General features: G+C 62.7%; 12 protein-coding genes and 1 pseudogene. 7 read left to right on the top strand and 6 right to left on the bottom strand.

Features of this window, described 5'->3' with window-relative positions; genetic code table 11:
* The first annotated feature begins 2 nt into the window (after positions 1-2).
* From JQ624_RS18170 to JQ624_RS18150, 5 genes are all read left to right on the top strand, one after another.
* Positions 3-1,451, top strand: coding sequence for a sensor histidine kinase (locus JQ624_RS18170; protein WP_212420277.1), 1,449 nt, complete (start codon positions 3-5; stop codon positions 1,449-1,451).
* Positions 1,441-2,760, top strand: coding sequence for a sigma-54 dependent transcriptional regulator (locus JQ624_RS18165; RefSeq protein ID WP_212420276.1), 1,320 nt, complete (start codon positions 1,441-1,443; stop codon positions 2,758-2,760). Before JQ624_RS18170 ends, JQ624_RS18165 begins: the two co-directional genes overlap by 11 nt.
* A gap of 272 nt (positions 2,761-3,032) precedes the next feature.
* Positions 3,033-3,554: an arsenate reductase (azurin) small subunit gene (locus JQ624_RS18160; protein ID WP_212420275.1), complete on the top strand. Its 522-nt coding sequence runs from the start codon at positions 3,033-3,035 to the stop codon at positions 3,552-3,554.
* 12 nt (positions 3,555-3,566) lie between these two features.
* Positions 3,567-6,095, top strand: coding sequence for an arsenate reductase (azurin) large subunit (locus JQ624_RS18155; protein ID WP_212420274.1), 2,529 nt, complete (start codon positions 3,567-3,569; stop codon positions 6,093-6,095).
* A 74-nt stretch (positions 6,096-6,169) separates the two neighbouring features.
* A complete protein-coding gene (locus JQ624_RS18150) occupies positions 6,170-6,754 on the top strand; it encodes a DUF2478 domain-containing protein (RefSeq protein WP_212420273.1) in 585 nt (194 codons plus the stop codon).
* Between the two features lie 6 nt (positions 6,755-6,760).
* Here JQ624_RS18150 and smc read toward each other — a convergent pair whose 3' ends face one another.
* The 5 genes and pseudogenes from smc to JQ624_RS18125 all read right to left on the bottom strand — a co-directional run bounded on the left by smc (position 6,761) and on the right by JQ624_RS18125 (position 12,319).
* On the bottom strand, positions 6,761-10,225 hold the full coding sequence (smc, locus tag JQ624_RS18145) for a chromosome segregation protein SMC (protein ID WP_212420272.1): 3,465 nt from the start codon (positions 10,223-10,225) through the stop codon (positions 6,761-6,763).
* Positions 10,226-10,462: 237 nt separating this feature from the next.
* Positions 10,463-11,119, bottom strand: a complete 657-nt coding sequence (locus JQ624_RS18140) for a DsbA family protein (RefSeq protein ID WP_212420271.1) — start codon at positions 11,117-11,119, stop codon at positions 10,463-10,465.
* A 116-nt stretch (positions 11,120-11,235) separates the two neighbouring features.
* Positions 11,236-11,715 carry a DUF721 domain-containing protein gene (locus JQ624_RS18135; protein ID WP_212420270.1) on the bottom strand — a complete coding sequence of 160 codons (480 nt, stop codon included), beginning with the start codon at positions 11,713-11,715 and terminating at the stop codon, positions 11,236-11,238.
* Positions 11,716-11,746: 31 nt separating this feature from the next.
* The gene (locus tag JQ624_RS18130) at positions 11,747-12,067 is read right to left on the bottom strand and encodes a HigA family addiction module antitoxin (RefSeq protein WP_212420269.1); all 321 of its coding nucleotides are present in this window, start codon (positions 12,065-12,067) and stop codon (positions 11,747-11,749) included.
* A pseudogene (locus JQ624_RS18125) lies at positions 12,039-12,319 on the bottom strand (type II toxin-antitoxin system RelE/ParE family toxin). Before JQ624_RS18125 ends, JQ624_RS18130 begins: the two are co-directional and overlap by 29 nt.
* Before the next feature lie 81 nt (positions 12,320-12,400).
* Here JQ624_RS18125 and mutY point away from each other — a divergent pair.
* Together mutY and JQ624_RS18115 are read left to right on the top strand one after the other, a co-directional pair.
* Positions 12,401-13,489 (top strand): A/G-specific adenine glycosylase, encoded by a 1,089-nt coding sequence (gene mutY, locus JQ624_RS18120; RefSeq protein WP_212420268.1) that lies wholly within the window; start codon positions 12,401-12,403, stop codon positions 13,487-13,489.
* A 77-nt stretch (positions 13,490-13,566) separates the two neighbouring features.
* Positions 13,567-14,022 (top strand): PaaI family thioesterase, encoded by a 456-nt coding sequence (locus JQ624_RS18115; protein ID WP_212420267.1) that lies wholly within the window; start codon positions 13,567-13,569, stop codon positions 14,020-14,022.
* Here JQ624_RS18115 and JQ624_RS18110 read toward each other — a convergent pair.
* Complete coding sequence (locus tag JQ624_RS18110; RefSeq protein ID WP_212420266.1) at positions 13,991-15,277, bottom strand: flavin-dependent oxidoreductase; 1,287 nt, start codon at positions 15,275-15,277, stop codon at positions 13,991-13,993. The genes JQ624_RS18115 and JQ624_RS18110 overlap by 32 nt on opposite strands.
* Positions 15,278-15,342 lie beyond the last annotated feature (65 nt).

Raw genomic sequence — 15,342 nt, 5'->3', positions numbered from 1 at the left:
CCATGAGCATTTTCCTCGACCGCTCCTGGCCAATCACAGTGAAAGTTCCCCTCGCCGTCGCTGCGTTGATGATTTTGGTGGGACTCGTTTTGTCCGAGCGGGTTCTTTCACGTCTTACTGAGTCCCAAGAGCGGCACCTCATCGAATTGTCGCAAAGTTACCTTGACGGTCTGTCATCGGCGATCGCTCCATCGATACTGCGAGAGGACAATTGGGAAATCTACGATGCGATTGCACGAGCGCAAACGACCAATAAGAGTCTGCATCCGATAGAGACGATCGTGACCAATGCCGACGGCGCCGTAATCGCAGCATCAGATCCAAAGCGTCATCCTGTTGCATCGACCATTCCACCCGAACACAGCATAAGTTCGGAGTCGGCAAGCTTTCGCTTCAATGCCGGAGCGGATAGCGCGAAAGCGGTGCGCGTATTGTCATATCCCGGTCGAATCGCCGGTATCATCTATGCGACGTTTGATACCAGCCATCTCGCCGCGGAGCGGCGCGACGTTGTGATTGCGCTTGCATTGACCAATGGAGCGCTGACGATCTTGCTCGCGGCTGCCGGCTGGTTCCTGGTGGCGCGAATGATGCGACCGGTCCGCATTCTGTCCGAGCATCTGGGCGTCGCTCGCGAAACCTTGGCGGTGCCAATCCCCGAGGCGGTGGTGTCAGCAACCAGAGGCGAATTTGGACGATTGTTCCGGGGCTACAATGCTTTGGTCCGGTCGATGAAGGAACGGGAGGAGATGGGAAAGCGGCTCGCCGAAGAGAAGCGTCTCGGTAGCCTCGGCCGACTTGCTTCCGCCTTAGCGCACGAGATCAACAACCCGCTCGGCGGACTGTTCAATGCGCTTGCCACGCTCAGGTCTCATGGGCACTTGAGCAGCGTTCGCGACGGCAGTTTAGGGTTGTTAGAGCGCGGCCTGGTCGGCATCCGTGACGTCGTCCGGACAACGCTGACGATCTATCGCACAGACGCCGTCATGCGAGACCTTTCACCTGCGGACATCGATGATTTGGGCTTGCTGATTGGCTCTGAAGCGAGACGGAAATCCGTGAAAATCATCATCTTCAATATTTTGACCGGCGACATTCGCCTGCCGAGCACGCCAATCCGTCAGGCTGTGCTGAATCTGATCCTCAACGCCGTCGCAGCGGCGCCCGAAGGATCGGAGGTGCGCGTATCAGCGGAAACTATCGGTAAGCGACTGGCGATTGCCGTCATTGACCGCGGACCTGGTTTGCCCTCCCGCGAGGTGGAGGTTCTCACAGGCCGCTCCGGTGCGCGTCCCCCGCTCGACGGTGGAGGGTTGGGCCTTTGGACCGTCAGCCGACTCATCGCCGACCTTAACGGCCAGATTGTAGTGGAACATCCGGATTCCGGCGGCACCGCCGTGAAGCTCGACATACCGATCCCACAGGTAGAGGAGCTATCCAATGTCGCTTAGTGAACGTGTGATAGGCCTCGTTGAGGACGATCAGATCATGGGCGAAAGCATCGTCCAACGTCTCTCCCTTGAAGGCGTGACGGTGAAATGGTGGCAGCGCGGAAGAGATGCCGCCAGGGAAATGTCATCCAACAAGTTCGACGCAATCGTCTGTGATATCCGGCTCCCCGACGTCAGCGGTGAGGATCTCTTTCGCGAGGCGGCTCGTTCCTCCGGCTCGCCTCCCTTCGTTTTCATCACAGGCTACAGTGATATCGATCAGGCTGTACGGTTGATGCGCGCAGGTGCAGCCGACTACTTTACGAAGCCGTTCGAGATTGACGACTTCCTTGTCCGTCTTGGCGAATTGATGAGCCCAAGGCTAGCGACGGGAAGCCACGTTCTTGGACTCGCGCCAGCCATAAAAGACCTTGAGCGGCTTCTGACGCGGATAGCCAAGCTGAATTCGACGGTGCTCATAACCGGAGAAACCGGGAGCGGAAAGGAAGTTGCAGCCAGGTTTCTCCATGCCATGTCCAGTACCGGCGATCGGCCCTTCATGGCCGTGAATTGCGCGGCGATTCCCGGAGAATTGCTGGAAAGCGAGCTGCTCGGCCATGAGAAGGGAGCATTCACCGGGGCGTCCCAGCGACATCTCGGCTATGCCGAACGGGCCGGAGAAGGCATTCTTTTCCTGGATGAAATCGGCGAACTCAGGTCCGAACTTCAGGCCAAGCTGCTGCGCCTTATCGAAGACAAGTCCTTCTTTCGCATTGGCGGCGAGCGGCCGGTCCCGTTCAAGGGGCGCCTGGTCGCCGCCACGAACGCGGATCTTCCCAAGCTGGTATCGGCCGGCCGGTTTCGTGAAGACCTTTACTACCGCATCAATGTTGTTTCGGTAAGAACTCCGCCCCTCAGGGAGCGTTTGCAGGATATTCCCTGGCTCATGGAGCGCTTTTTCGCGGAAAGTGCGAGCCGGGTGGAAACGTCATTGAAGGGAATCAGTAGTCTGGCGGAAGAAGCTGCGTTGTCCTACGGCTGGCCAGGTAACATTCGTGAGCTGCGCAACAGGATGGAACGAGCTGTCGTGCTCGGACTGGGACAATGGGTAATGCCTGGCGATCTGTTTCCGGAACAGAGCGACGATAGCGCCTTGGCTTTGCAAATGGGATCTCTTGAGGACATCCGCCAGAGCGCGGAGAAGCGCCACATCCTCCGCGCGCTGGCAGCAACTGGCGGCGAAGTCGGGGCCGCCTCAAAACTCCTTGGAATTGGGCGCACGACCCTTTGGGAGAAGATGCGCCGCCTCGGATTGAGCGCGGAAACATAGGCCCCGCCGGGTTCGGAAGAAATCAATCAGTCCGTCTTGACATCTTGTCGGCGCCTCGGAGCCAGCGGTGCTTTGTCGCGCAGCGTCCAATACAGAATCGCGTCGGACTTCCGAACAAACGGCGTTGCAGCATGTTCGGATTGCCGAACACCTTCGCGCAGCGGCACCGGCCAATTGCGCACGCAGTCACTGATTTCTCTCACATTTTCAAATTGGCCCGCCTCCTGCAGAGGAAACGTGCGTCAAATAATTATCTCCGGGAGGGAAACCATATGAAGGGGTGTAGCAACCTAGTCGACGCCGGCCGCCGCCGATTTCTGAGCGGAGCCGGAATCGCCGCAGCTGGCGCGGCAGCAACGACGATCCTGCCAACCGAAGCCGACGCCGCCCCCACCACCGCACGGGTCAATTATCCGTCGAACCGGCTGGCAAGCGTATCGCAGCTCAAGGTCAACGAGCCGCTCGAAGTAACCTATCCGGACAAGGACGCGCCGGGCGTCCTGATCAAACTCGGAACGCGCGTGCCGGGCGGCATAGGTCCTGACGGCGATATCGTCGGCTTCTCAACCGTATGTCCGCACAAGGGATTTCCGTTGAACTACTCGAAAGAGGACAGAACGCTGAATTGTCCAGGGCATTACGGCCGGTACGACTGCGAGAAAGGCGGCCAGCAGATCTGGGGGCACGCCACCCAGAACCTCGCGCAATACCAGCTTCGTGTCGACGGCAAGGGAGACATCTACGCCGATGGCGTCGATGAGCTTCTCTATGGCCGGCTGTCCAATGTGCTTTGACGGGAGGAATCGATGACCTTTAAGCGACAAGTCGATCGCCTGCCGATCGTTCCGGCTGATGCGAAGGAACACAATGTCACATGCCACTACTGCATCGTCGGCTGCGGTTACAAGGCTTATACGTGGCCGATCAACAAGCAAGGCGGATTCGATGCCAAGTCGAACAAGTTCGGTGTCGATCTGTCCAAGCAACAAGGTGCGGAGACGCCTGCGTGGTATTCGCCATCGATGTACAACATCGTCAAGCAGAACGGCGAGGACGTCCAACTCGTCATCAAACCGGACGTCAATTGCGTCGTAAATTCCGGGCTCGGCTCGATCCGCGGCACGCGCATGGCCGAGAACCACACCTCGCAGCAACGAGGCACGCAGCTGCAACGCCTTACCGACCCGATGGTTTGGCGCTATGGTTCAATGCAGCCGACAAGCTGGGATGACGCGCTGGATCTGGTTGCCCGCGTAACTTCGGCAGTGATCAACGAGCAAGGCGAGGATGGCCTGTTCGTTTCGATGTTCGACCACGGCGGCTCCGCCGGCGGCTATGAAAATACCTGGGGCACTGGAAAGCTCTATTTCGGTGCGATGAAGGTCAAGAACGTTCGCATCCACAACCGTCCGGCCTATAACTCCGAAGTGCATGCTACTCGCGACATGGGTGTTGGCGAACTCAATAACTGCTACGAGGACGCCGAGCTTGCCGATACGATCGTCGCCATCGGCACTAACCCGCTCGAGACCCAGACCAACTACTTCCTGAACCACTGGGTACCAAATCTTCGTGGCACGTCAGTCGACAAGAAGAAAAAGGAGTTCCCGGACGAGTCGGTCGAGGCCGGCCGAATCATCATCATCGACCCGCGCCGGACAGTGACCGTTGCGGCCTGCGAAGCGGAAGCGGGCAAGGAGAAGGTGTTGCATCTCGCGCTCGAACCGGGGACGGATCTTGTCCTGTTCAACGCTTTGCTGACCTACATTGCCGACAAGGGCTGGATCGATAACGCGTTCATCGCAGCCAGCACGCTGCCTGCTGCACAGGGTGCGGCGCTGATCTCGCGCCCGGGTGGCGTGCCGAGCGATCAACCCCTTGCCGACTTTGCATCGGCCCTGGCGGCGAACCGGACGTCGATCGAGGACGCGGCCAAGACCACGGGGCTCAAGGCCGAGGACATCGTCAAGGCGGCCCAGTGGATTGCCGAACCCAAAGCCGGCGGCAAGCGCCGTCGCACCATGCTCGGCTACGAGAAAGGCATCATCTGGGGCAACGACAACTACCGCACCAATGGCGCGATCGTGAATCTGGCGCTTGCGACCGGTAACGTCGGGCGTCCCGGCGGCGGCGTAGTTCGGCTTGGAGGCCACCAGGAGGGCTACTCGCGTCCATCGGATGCCCATGTCGGGCGTCCGGCTGCCTATGTCGACAAACTCCTGATCGAAGGCCGCGGCGGCATTCATCACATCTGGGCCTGCGATCACTACAAGACGACCTTGAACGCCCTCAAGCTGAAGCAAATCTACAAGCGCCGCACGGACATGGTGAAAGACGCCATGAACACTGTGCCATGGGGCGACCGCAAGGCGATGGTCGACGCCATCATGGTCGCGATCAGGCAAGGCGGGCTGTTCTCGGTCGACGTCGACATCGTACCGACGCAGATCGGTCAGGCTTCTCACGTCTGGCTGCCTGCGGCGGTTTCGGGCGAAATGAACCTGACGTCAATGAACGGCGAGCGGCGCATGCGGCTCACCGAGCGTTACATGGACCCGCCCGGCAACGCTATGCCCGACTGCCTCATCGCCGCGCGCCTTGCCAACAACATGGAGCGTGTTCTCCGCGAACAGGGCAAGGCAGCTTACGCCGACCAGTTCAAGGGCTTCGACTGGAAAACAGAAGAAGATGCCTTCATGGACGGCTATGCCAAGCACGAAAAGGGCGGCGAGCACGTCACCTACGCCAAGCTGAAGGTTATGGGCAACAATGGCTTCCAGGAGCCGGCGACAGCCTTTACGGATGGAAAGATCGTCGGAACGAAGCGTCTCTACACCGACGGCAAGTTCTCCACCAAGGACGGCAAGGCGTTCTTTATGGCGACGCCCTGGCGCGGCCTGCAGGCGGCAGGCAAGGCGGAGCAGAAGGCCAAACACCGGTTCCTCGTCAATAACGGTCGAACGAACCTGGTCTGGCAAAATGCGTTCATGGACCAGTACAACGACTTCGTCATGGATCGCATGCCCTACCCCTTCATTGAAATGAACCCTGCCGACATGAAGGATTTGAGTTTGGCCGCAGGGGACATCGTCGAAGTCTTCAACGATGCCGGTTCGACGCAGGCCATGGTGCAGCCGACCCCCTCGGCAAAGCGAAACCAGACGTTCATGCTGTTTGCTTTCCCGACCGGGGTTCAGGGCAACGTCGTCAATGCCGGCGTCAACGAACTCATCATCCCAAACTACAAGCAGACATGGGCTGATATCCGGAAAATCGCCTCGGCATCGGAGACGACAAAACGGCTATCTTTCAAGACCCCAGAGTACAAGGCGTGATTGCCTCAATACGAAATTCCCACCGGGCGGCATGGCCGCACGGTGGGGTCGGAAGCAGATGATGAGGTCTTGAAATGATCGTCGCGCCAACACCGTATCCGATCCTCGCGATTGTTTATTCTGACGGCCTTGCCGCTGATCGAATAATTTCTGATCTCGGCTACAAGATTCGTGACGCGGGTATCGCTGTGGCGGGGATAGTTCAGCACAACAAATTCATCCGCGACCGGACAAGGTGTGACATGGAGGTTGAGGAGCTGGCCTCAGGAATTGTCCTGCAAATTTCTGAGGATCGCGGAAAGGAAGCGCGAGGGTGTCGAATGGATCGGGGGGCATTATTGGAGGCCGCTGGCCTGCTCTCTTCATCTCTCGAAAGCGAACCAGATCTCTTGATCATCAACAAATTCGGAAAACTCGAGGCTGAGGGCCGGGGATTGCGCGAAACGCTCTCCGACGCAGTGCAGCTCGGCGTACCGATTGTCGTCGGTGTTCCCTATCGTAACATTGAACAGTGGCGCGGCTTTGCAGGAGGCTTGGCGGAGGAATGCCCAATTGGCTCCTCTCGCCTGCACGAATGGCTGTTGCAGCACGGATTTGACCTATCGCGGCGTACCGGATCATCCGCTCGCGCGGACGATGACGTCAACAGGATGGCGTGAGATAGCTCACGCCACGTTCTGGTCGAGGATTTTCACGGCGTCGTCGAGGCCGACCGAGACCAGTTGCGAAACGCCGCGTTCGGCCATGGTGACGCCGAACAGCCGGTTCATCCGCGCCATCGTGATCGGATTATGCGTGATGATGATGAAGCGGGTCTCGGTGGACGCGGTCATCTCATGCAGCAGGTTGCAGAACCGCTCCACGTTGTGGTCGTCGAGCGGCGCGTCGACTTCGTCCAGCACGCAGATCGGCGACGGGTTGGTGAGGAACACCGCGAAGATCAGCGCCAGCGCCGTCAGCGCCTGCTCGCCGCCCGACAGCAGCGACAGCGTCTGCGGCTTCTTGCCGGGCGGTTTGGCGATGATTTCGAGGCCTGCTTCCAGCGGGTCGTCGCTTTCGATCAGATGCAGTGCCGCTTCGCCGCCGCCGAACAGTTCGACGAACAGCCGCTTGAAGTGCTCGTTGACGGTCTCGAACGAGGTCAACAGCCGCTCGCGGGCTTCCTTGTTGAGGCTCTGGATGCCCTGGCGCAGCCGCTTGATGGCCTCGACCAGATCGTCACGCTCGGTGGTCAGCGCGGTGTGCTGGGTTTCCACCTCGCGGAGTTCTTCCTCGGCGCGCAGATTGACGGCGCCAAGGCGCTCGCGGTCGCGGCGCAGCTTTTCGAGGTTTTCCTCGATCTCGCCCAGCGGCGGCAGTTCCGCGCCCGGCTCGATCTCGGCCAGCGCTGCCACCGCATGCGGCTCGACTTCGAGCATGTCGTGGATTTCCCGCTCGATGTCGGAAAGCCTGCGCTTGGTGCCTTCCATGCGTTCTTCGGCGCGGGCGCAGGCCTCGCGGGCAGAGGAGAGCGCTTCGAGCGATGCTTTGGCTTCGCGGTCGGTCTGCGCCATCACGCTCTCGGCGGCGGCGAGCGCGTCGGCGGCGACGCGGCGGGCGCTTTCGGCGGATTCGATTTCGTTGATCAGCGCGCGGCGCTTTTCGGCAAACAGCGCCGGTGCATCTTCAAGCTCGGCGCGCTCGGCCGTCACTTCGGTGATACGCGCCTCGACGGTGGCGACCTGGGAGGCCGAGCTTTGCCGGCGGTTCTGCCATTCGGTGCGTTCGGCCGTGATCGCCTGCACGCGCTTGTCGGCCAGTTCGGCCTCGCGCGCCAGCGCCTGGGCTTCGGCCCGCACTTGCGCGGCAAAGCGGCGGTGCCCGTCAATCTCGGAGCGAACGGCGGTAAGCCTCGTCTCGGTGTCGAGGGTCGGCGGCAACTCGGCCAGCGCGGCGTTGGCGCTCTCATGCGCGGCTTCAGCCTCGCTGCGATCGGCGGCGAGACGGGTATGGGCTTCGGTCAGCGCGGATTTGCGCGCGGCGTGGCGATTGATCTCACGCTCGGTCGTGGCATGGCGCTCGCGCGCCGCATCGGCCTCGCGCTGCGCGGCACGCCAGGCCTCGCGGGCGGCGGTTTCGGCGGCCGAGGCCGCCTTCAGTTCGGCCTCGGCGTCTTCCAGCGCCTGACGCCTCGTGGCGGCGTCGGTGCGGGCCTGCTCCAGCTCGTGTTCGATATCGACGAGGCGCGCACGCTCGGCGAGACGCCGTGCGGCGCCGGTCGGCGCGTGCGCAGAAGCGACAAAACCGTCCCAGCGCCAGACATCGCCTTCCAGCGACACCAGCCGCTGGCCGGTCTTCAATTGCGACACCAGTTCAGCGCCGCGCTCCTTCGGCACGACGCCGATCTGCGCGAGACGACGCGCCAGCTCGGACGGCGCCTCGACATGGGCGGCAAGCGGGTCGACGCCGGCCGGCAGCGACGGATCGTCGAAGCTCGCACCCGCATTGGTCCAGCGCATCGGCGCGGAAGGGTCGACGGGGGCGTCAAGATCGTCGCCGAGCACGGCGCCCAGCGCCTTCTCATAGCCCTTGGTGACGGTGACGCCGTCGATGATCGGCGGCCACAAATTCTTGGTCTCGCCGTTGACGAGTTTTGAAATCGTCCGCGCTTCGGTCTCGAGCCGCTGCACGCGCTTGTCGGCCTCGTTAAGCGGGGCGCGGGAGGCCTCGAGCTTTTGTCGCGCGGCGATGTGGCCGGTCTCGCTGGCCTGTGCGGCGGCTTCGGATACCGCCAGCGTTTCCTGTGCGGTCTCCATGGCGCCCGCGAGCGCGTCGAGGTCACCGAGATTGCCGGTCTCGTCGCTGAGTTTCTGCTCGTCGGCCTGGACGCTGGCGATCTCCTGATCGAGGCGGGCCAGCCGGTCGCGGTGGGTGCGCACGCCGGCTTCGAGCTGGTTGCGCTTGGCGGTAAGGTCAGCGAGCGCGGTGGTCAGCTCGCCAAACATGCGCTCGGCGGCGGAAAGCGTCGCTTCCGCTTCGGAAACGCGTTCATCAACGCCGGAGCGCTTTTCGACGCGCGACTTGATCTCTTCCTTTAACTCGGCGTCCTCGGTGTCGAGCCGTTGCAGCGCCACTTCGGCGTCAGAGGTCTGCTGCTGTTCGCGCGCGATGTCGGCGGCGAATTGCGTCAGGCGCCGGTCGAGCTCGGCGACGCGCTCCTTGGCGCGCTCTTCCTCGCGGTCGAGCTGCTCGCGCGCATTGGTGAGCCGCTGCAGCCCCGCCGCGGCGCGGGCTTCGCCCTCGCGGAGCGCCGGCAGTTCGGAGGCGCGGATCGCCTGGATGCGCGCGGCCTCGGCCTGCTCGCGGGTGCGCTCGGCCATCTCGCGAACGTTGATGTCGTGGGTATGCCCGGCTTCCGCGACGTCGGCATTGGCCTCCAGCCAGCGCAGATGGAACAGCGTGGCCTCGGCCTTGCGCACCTTGGCGGCGACTTCGCGGAAGCGAATGGCCTGGCGCGCCTGCTTCTTCAATCCGTCGATCTGACCGGACAATTGCCCGATCACGTCCTCGACGCGGGTGAGGTTGGTCTCGGCCGCCTTCAACCGCAGCTCGGCTTCGTGGCGGCGGGCGTGCAGGCCGGCGACGCCGGCGGCATCTTCCAGCACGCGGCGGCGCTGTTCTGGTTTCGCCTGAATGATCTCGCCGATCTTGCCCTGGTGAACCAGCGCCGGCGAACGTGCGCCGGTGGCGGCATCGGCAAACAGGATCTGCACGTCGCGGGCGCGGACGTCGCGGCCGTTGATGCGATAGACCGAACCGGCCTCACGCTCGATGCGGCGGGAGATTTCCAGCACCTGGCTGTCGTTGACGGCAGCCGGCGCCGAGCGATCGGAATTGTCGATCGTCATGGTCACTTCGGCGTGGTTGCGCGCCGGTCGGTTGCCGGAACCGGCGAAGATCACCGCATCCATGTCGGCGGCGCGCAGCGATTTGTGCGAGGTCTCGCCCATCGCCCAGCGCAGCGCCTCGACGAGGTTCGACTTGCCGCAGCCGTTCGGTCCGACCACGCCGGTGAGGCCGGGTTCGATCATGAAATCAGTGGCTTCAACGAACGACTTGAAACCGTGGAGGCGGAGGCGCGTGAGTTTCATGAACACAAATCTCTGTTGGCCGGGCGCGAATCTCCCTGCCGTGACAATACCATAGAAGGCAATGTCGGTGTGGATGGATAGCCCATTGCGGCTCTTCTGGAGCGCGACAATGGCGAGGCTGGGGCCGGAGGGCAACGGCCCTGCGGGCTTTTCCCAAGAGTTTTACGGAGCCTTTTGAGGCGCTTTTATCGAGCCTTTTTCTGGACTTATGGCCGGATATGAATCTGGCGGCGCGAATCAGCTCTTCAACAGCGAATTGATGCGCTTTGAGAACTCCTCGAAGCTCTGCTCGCCTTTGAGCATCTCGCCGTTGATGAAGAAGGTCGGTGTCGACTGCACCTTCAGCACCTCGGCGGCGAACTTCTGGTCGGCCGCGATCTTGTCGAGCAGCGCCTGATCCTTCAGGCAGTCCTCGACCTGCGCCTGGGTGAGGCCGGCCTGCTTGCCGATCCGGGCCAGCGTCTCCGTGGTGTTCTTCACCACCCAGTCATTTTGCTGCTTGAACAGAAGGTCGATCACGGCAAAAAATTTCGGCGCGTCGTCCTTGGCGATGCACCGCGCCAGCATCGAGCCGGCGGCGGCCTTGATGTCGAGCGGGAATTCGCGGAACACGAAACGGATCTTGCCGCTGTCGATGAATTCCGACTTGATCTTCGGAAACACTTTTTCGGTGAACGCCGCGCAATGCGGGCAGGTCATCGAGGCGTATTCGGTGATGGTGACCGTAGCGTTGGCGGGGCCAAGCGCCATGTCGGGCAAGGATTGCGGCTTGGCGACGTCGGCGGCGCCCTGCGCCATCGCGTCCGTGATCAGCCGCAGCGGCGAGAAGCCGGCGAGGGCGGTCAGCCCGGTCAGCGACAGGGCGGCGGTGAAGGCGCGGCGCGTGATCATCAAGGTCTGCTCCCGAATGGCGCGTTCACGCCCGAAAGAAGTACGAAAAGAAGCCTTCGCTAGCTTGAAACGCTAGTTGTGGCAATGGCGGGTTGCGCCGGGCGAGCTGCGCAAAAGCCTCAATTTCGCTTGATCGCGGCGCCGAGCCGCGCCAGTGCGGCGCGCAGTTCCTCGTCCTCCACCGCCGACAGGGTCTCGGCGACCTTTGCCACCGATTTCGGGTCCGGCACGCGGCTGGGCGCGGGGCCCTTCCGGCGCGACAGCGGCGCCTGCCGCAGCGCCAGCCGGCCGACCGCGCTCCAGCCGAAGAAGCGGTTGACCCGTTGCAGGATCACGTCGGAGGAATGCTGGATCTCCAGCGCCATCGGGCCTTCGACCCGCAATATCAGCGTGGCCGGTTCCTGCGGTTGCCCCTCCACCGGCCGCGGCCATTGCATCTTCAGCGGTTCGGAATGGGCGGCGATTTCGGCTCCCGCGATATCAGCCCAGCGCGTCACCAGCTCGCGTGCGGCAAACCCCTGCTTGGCATAGGCGTCCGAAAACACGTCGCTGAGCAGGACGGAGAGGGGTTTTGCCGAGATCCAGCCGGGTTTTGCCATGGGCCCCTTATAACCGTGGCGGCGGCCCGGGTCACGCCGCGCGCGGCCGAATCGCCTTCAGATCGCGGTCGATCTCGCGCCGCCGCTGCATCAGGTCGTAGTCCATCTGCAGGCCAAGAAAGAAACCTTCGGAGAGACCGAAATAGCGCGCGAGCCGAAGGTCGGTATCGGCGGTGATGTCTCGCTTGCCCAGAACAATTTCGTTGATGCGGCGCGGTGGCACGTGAACGGCACGCGCCAGCCCGTTCTGGCTGAGCCCCATCGGCTTGAGGAACTCCTCAAGAAGGATTTCGCCGGGATGCGGGTTTTGAAGAGGCCCGCTCTTAGCCGTGGTAGTCGACGATTTCGACATGCGTCGGTCCTCCCTCATTCCAGACGAAACAGATGCGCCACTGGTCGTTGATCCGGATTGAATGCTGTCCGTGACGATTCGCCTTCAAAGCTTCCAGTCGGTTGCCAGGCGGAAGACGGAGATCGCCGAGTACCCGGGCCTGATTCAAAAGACGAAGCTTTCTGAGCGCCACGTTCTGAATATCGGCCGGCAGCTGCTGCGCTGACCGGACCAGATTAATTCCGCCTCGGGATCTGCGAAGCTTTGAATCATGGGTGACTATAACGTAACGCGTTATAGTTCGCAAGATCTGGCAATTGCGGCTTTCCAATCCTAGAGTGAGATGTGTCCTCAATGATTGCCACGAAAAAGAAAGCAGCCGTGACCGAAAGCAGCGCCTCGCGCTCCGCGCAGCTGCTCGACTGGTATGACCGCCATCGCCGCCGGCTGCCGTGGCGGCCGCCGGCGGGTGAGCGGGCCGATCCGTACCGGGTCTGGCTGTCCGAAATCATGCTGCAGCAGACCGGCGTCAAAACGGTCGGGCCGTATTTCGAGAAGTTTCTGGCGCGCTGGCCGGATGTCGCCTCGCTCGGCCGCGCCTCGCAGGACGACGTGCTGCGGATGTGGGCCGGGCTCGGCTATTATTCGCGCGCGCGCAATCTGCATGCCTGTGCGGTCGCCGTGCTGCGTGACCATGGCGGGGTGTTTCCCGACAGCGAGGAAGGCCTGCGCAAATTGCCGGGGATCGGGCCCTATACGGCGGCGGCGATCGGCGCGATCGCCTTCGACATCAGAACCATGCCGGTGGACGGCAATATCGAGCGCGTGGTGTCTCGGCTTTACGCGGTCGAAGAGCCGCTGCCGCAGGCCAAGCCGCTGATTGGGGAATTGGCATCGATGCTGCTCGGCCCCTCTCGCGCTGGCGATAGTGCGCAGGCGCTGATGGATCTGGGCTCCTCGATCTGCACGCCGAAGAAGCCGGCCTGCGCGCTGTGTCCGCTGAATGACGATTGCGTGGCGCGTGCACGCGGCGATCAGGAGATTTTTCCACGCAAGGCGCCGAAGAAGGCGGGTACCCTGCGCCGCGGCGCCGCCTTCATTGTCACGCGCGACGATGAACTCCTCGTGCGTACGCGGGCGGAAAAAGGCCTGCTCGGCGGCATGACCGAAGTACCGGGCTCGGAATGGCTGGCCGGACAGGACGACGAGGCGGCGCTGAAGCAGGCGCCTGCGCTCAAGGGCGTGGCGCGCTGGCACCGCAAGGCGGGCGTCGTCACCCACGTCTTCACTCATTTTCCGCTGGAGCTCGTGGTCTACACCGCAAAACTGGCTGCGCGCACGCGGGCGCCGGAGGGCATGCGCTGGGTGCCGATCGCAACGCTCGCCGGGGAGGCGCTGCCCAATGTGATGCGCAAGGCCATCGCGCACGGGCTGGACCTCTAGGCGCGACGCGCCCGAAGCCTGCTGACACCATGCTGGCAGCAGGCCCGCGTTAGACAGGGAGCCTCACGGAGGTTCCCATGGTCAGCACCGCTCTCGACAATCTCAACGCCCCGCCGTCTTCAAGACTGCTCGGGTGGCATCTTCTCGATGCGCGGCCGAAGGATGGCTGGATCCGGATTGGCTTCGACGGCAAACGGGATTTCTGCAACCCGGCCGGATTCGTGCAGGGCGGCATTCTCTCGGCGATGCTCGACGACACCATGGGGCCGGCGGTGTTCGCCATGACGGACGGAAAGCTCTACACAGCGACCATCACCATGACGGTGAATTTTCTGGCGCCGGCCAAGCCGGGGCCGATCACCGGCGAGGCCAAAGTCACCCAGCTCGGCAAGACCGTCGCCTTTGTGGAGGGGCGGTTGACGGCTGAGGATGGCACGCTGCTGGCGACGGCCACGACCAGCGCGCGGCTGGTCGAGACGGCGAAGGTGATCGATCCTTCGGTTAGCTCGCAGCGCGCGGCGCTTCCCGCGTGATCTGGACGATCGGCGGCTTGGCGTTGAGCCCCTCGACCTGGAAGCCGGCGACGCGCTTGTAGTTGGCGGCGATGTCTTCCAGCTCTTTGAGCGAGAGCACGTCGGTGACGACGTTGTAGCCGTTGGGCGCGCGCTCCTCGACCATCTGCATCACCTGCTCGGGACCGTTGCGGCGGTTGAGCATCACGAGGTCGGTGGTCGCCGGGCGGCGCTCGGCTTCATAAGCGACCAGCGCGGCGTTGGTCGTGCCCTTCGCCAGGATTTCGCGGGTGATGACGCGCGCGTCCAAAATCGCCTGCGACGCGCCGTTGGAGCCGATCGGGTACATCGGGTGCGCGGCATCGCCCATCAGCGTGACCCGGCCGAATGTCCATTGTGCAACGGGATCGCGATCGACGAGCGGATATTCGTAGGCGTGCGGGCAGTTCTCGATCAGGCCGGGCACGTCGAGCCAGTCGAATTTCCAGTCCTTGAACCAGGGCAGAAACTCTTCGAGTTTTGCGGTGCGGTTATAGTCCTCGCGCCGCCACTGATAGGTCGGCGGCATGTGCCGCTCGGCCACCCAGTTGATCCTGAACTTGCCGGCGCTGTCCGCCTGCTTCGAAATCGGGTAGCAGACGAATTTCAGGATCTCGTGGCCGGCCATGATCATGGTGCGGCCGGACAGGAACGCGTCGCTGTCGGTGATGCCGCGCCAGAGGATGCGTCCGTTCCAGATCGGCGGGCCTTCGCCGGGATAGAGTTTTTCACGGACCGCGGAATGGATGCCGTCGGCCGCAATCAGCAGTGCGCCGTCGAAACTGCCTTGCGATTTGCCCGCTGCCTTGTCGATGAATTCGGCGCGCACGCCGTTCTCCGTCTCGGTCCAGCCGGAGAGATGATGGCTGGTGAGAATGTTCTCTCTTCCCAGCCGTTCGATCGCAGCATCGAGCAGGATCTGCTGCAGCGTGCCGCGATGGATCGAGAACTGCGGCCATTTGTAACCGGCCTCGATGCCGCGCGGCTCGCTCCAGATCGGCTTGCCGTGCTTGGAGAAATACGCGAGCTCCTTGGTGCGGACCGCGGCCGCGTCGAGCGCATTGAGCAGGCCGAGCTCGATCAATTCGCGCACCGCATGCGGCAGCACGTTGATGCCGACGCCGAGCGGCCGCAGCTCGGGCACGCTTTCAAAGACCCGGGCGGGAATGCCGATCTGGTGCAGGCTGAGTGCCAGCGTCAGCCCGCCGATGCCGCCGCCCGCGATGAGAACAGTCATGTTACGCCCCTGTTGCTTCCCGGGGCGTCATCGCATGAGGGACGGCAGTGGGCAACTGCGAAGGG

The sequence above is a fragment of the Bradyrhizobium sp. AUGA SZCCT0283 genome (genome assembly GCF_018130385.1).
GTDB lineage: Bacteria > Pseudomonadota > Alphaproteobacteria > Rhizobiales > Xanthobacteraceae > Bradyrhizobium.
The sequence above is the reverse complement of the archived record's forward strand: the minus strand, read 5'-3'. Positions and strand labels throughout refer to the sequence as shown.

Excerpts from the sequence above, each read along its gene's own strand:
- JQ624_RS18110 (WP_212420266.1), bottom strand. The coding sequence starts at position 15,277 with ATGACTGTTCTCATCGCGGGCGGCGGCATCGGCGGGCTGACGCTGGCA.
- JQ624_RS18160 (WP_212420275.1), top strand. The coding sequence starts at position 3,033 with ATGAAGGGGTGTAGCAACCTAGTCGACGCCGGCCGCCGCCGATTTCTG.
- JQ624_RS18115 (WP_212420267.1), top strand. The coding sequence starts at position 13,567 with ATGGTCAGCACCGCTCTCGACAATCTCAACGCCCCGCCGTCTTCAAGA.
- JQ624_RS18165 (WP_212420276.1), top strand. The coding sequence starts at position 1,441 with ATGTCGCTTAGTGAACGTGTGATAGGCCTCGTTGAGGACGATCAGATC.
- mutY (WP_212420268.1), top strand. The coding sequence starts at position 12,401 with ATGATTGCCACGAAAAAGAAAGCAGCCGTGACCGAAAGCAGCGCCTCG.
- JQ624_RS18155 (WP_212420274.1), top strand. The coding sequence starts at position 3,567 with ATGACCTTTAAGCGACAAGTCGATCGCCTGCCGATCGTTCCGGCTGAT.
- smc (WP_212420272.1), bottom strand. The coding sequence starts at position 10,225 with ATGAAACTCACGCGCCTCCGCCTCCACGGTTTCAAGTCGTTCGTTGAA.
- JQ624_RS18130 (WP_212420269.1), bottom strand. The coding sequence starts at position 12,067 with ATGTCGAAATCGTCGACTACCACGGCTAAGAGCGGGCCTCTTCAAAAC.
- JQ624_RS18170 (WP_212420277.1), top strand. The coding sequence starts at position 3 with ATGAGCATTTTCCTCGACCGCTCCTGGCCAATCACAGTGAAAGTTCCC.
- JQ624_RS18150 (WP_212420273.1), top strand. The coding sequence starts at position 6,170 with ATGATCGTCGCGCCAACACCGTATCCGATCCTCGCGATTGTTTATTCT.
- JQ624_RS18135 (WP_212420270.1), bottom strand. The coding sequence starts at position 11,715 with ATGGCAAAACCCGGCTGGATCTCGGCAAAACCCCTCTCCGTCCTGCTC.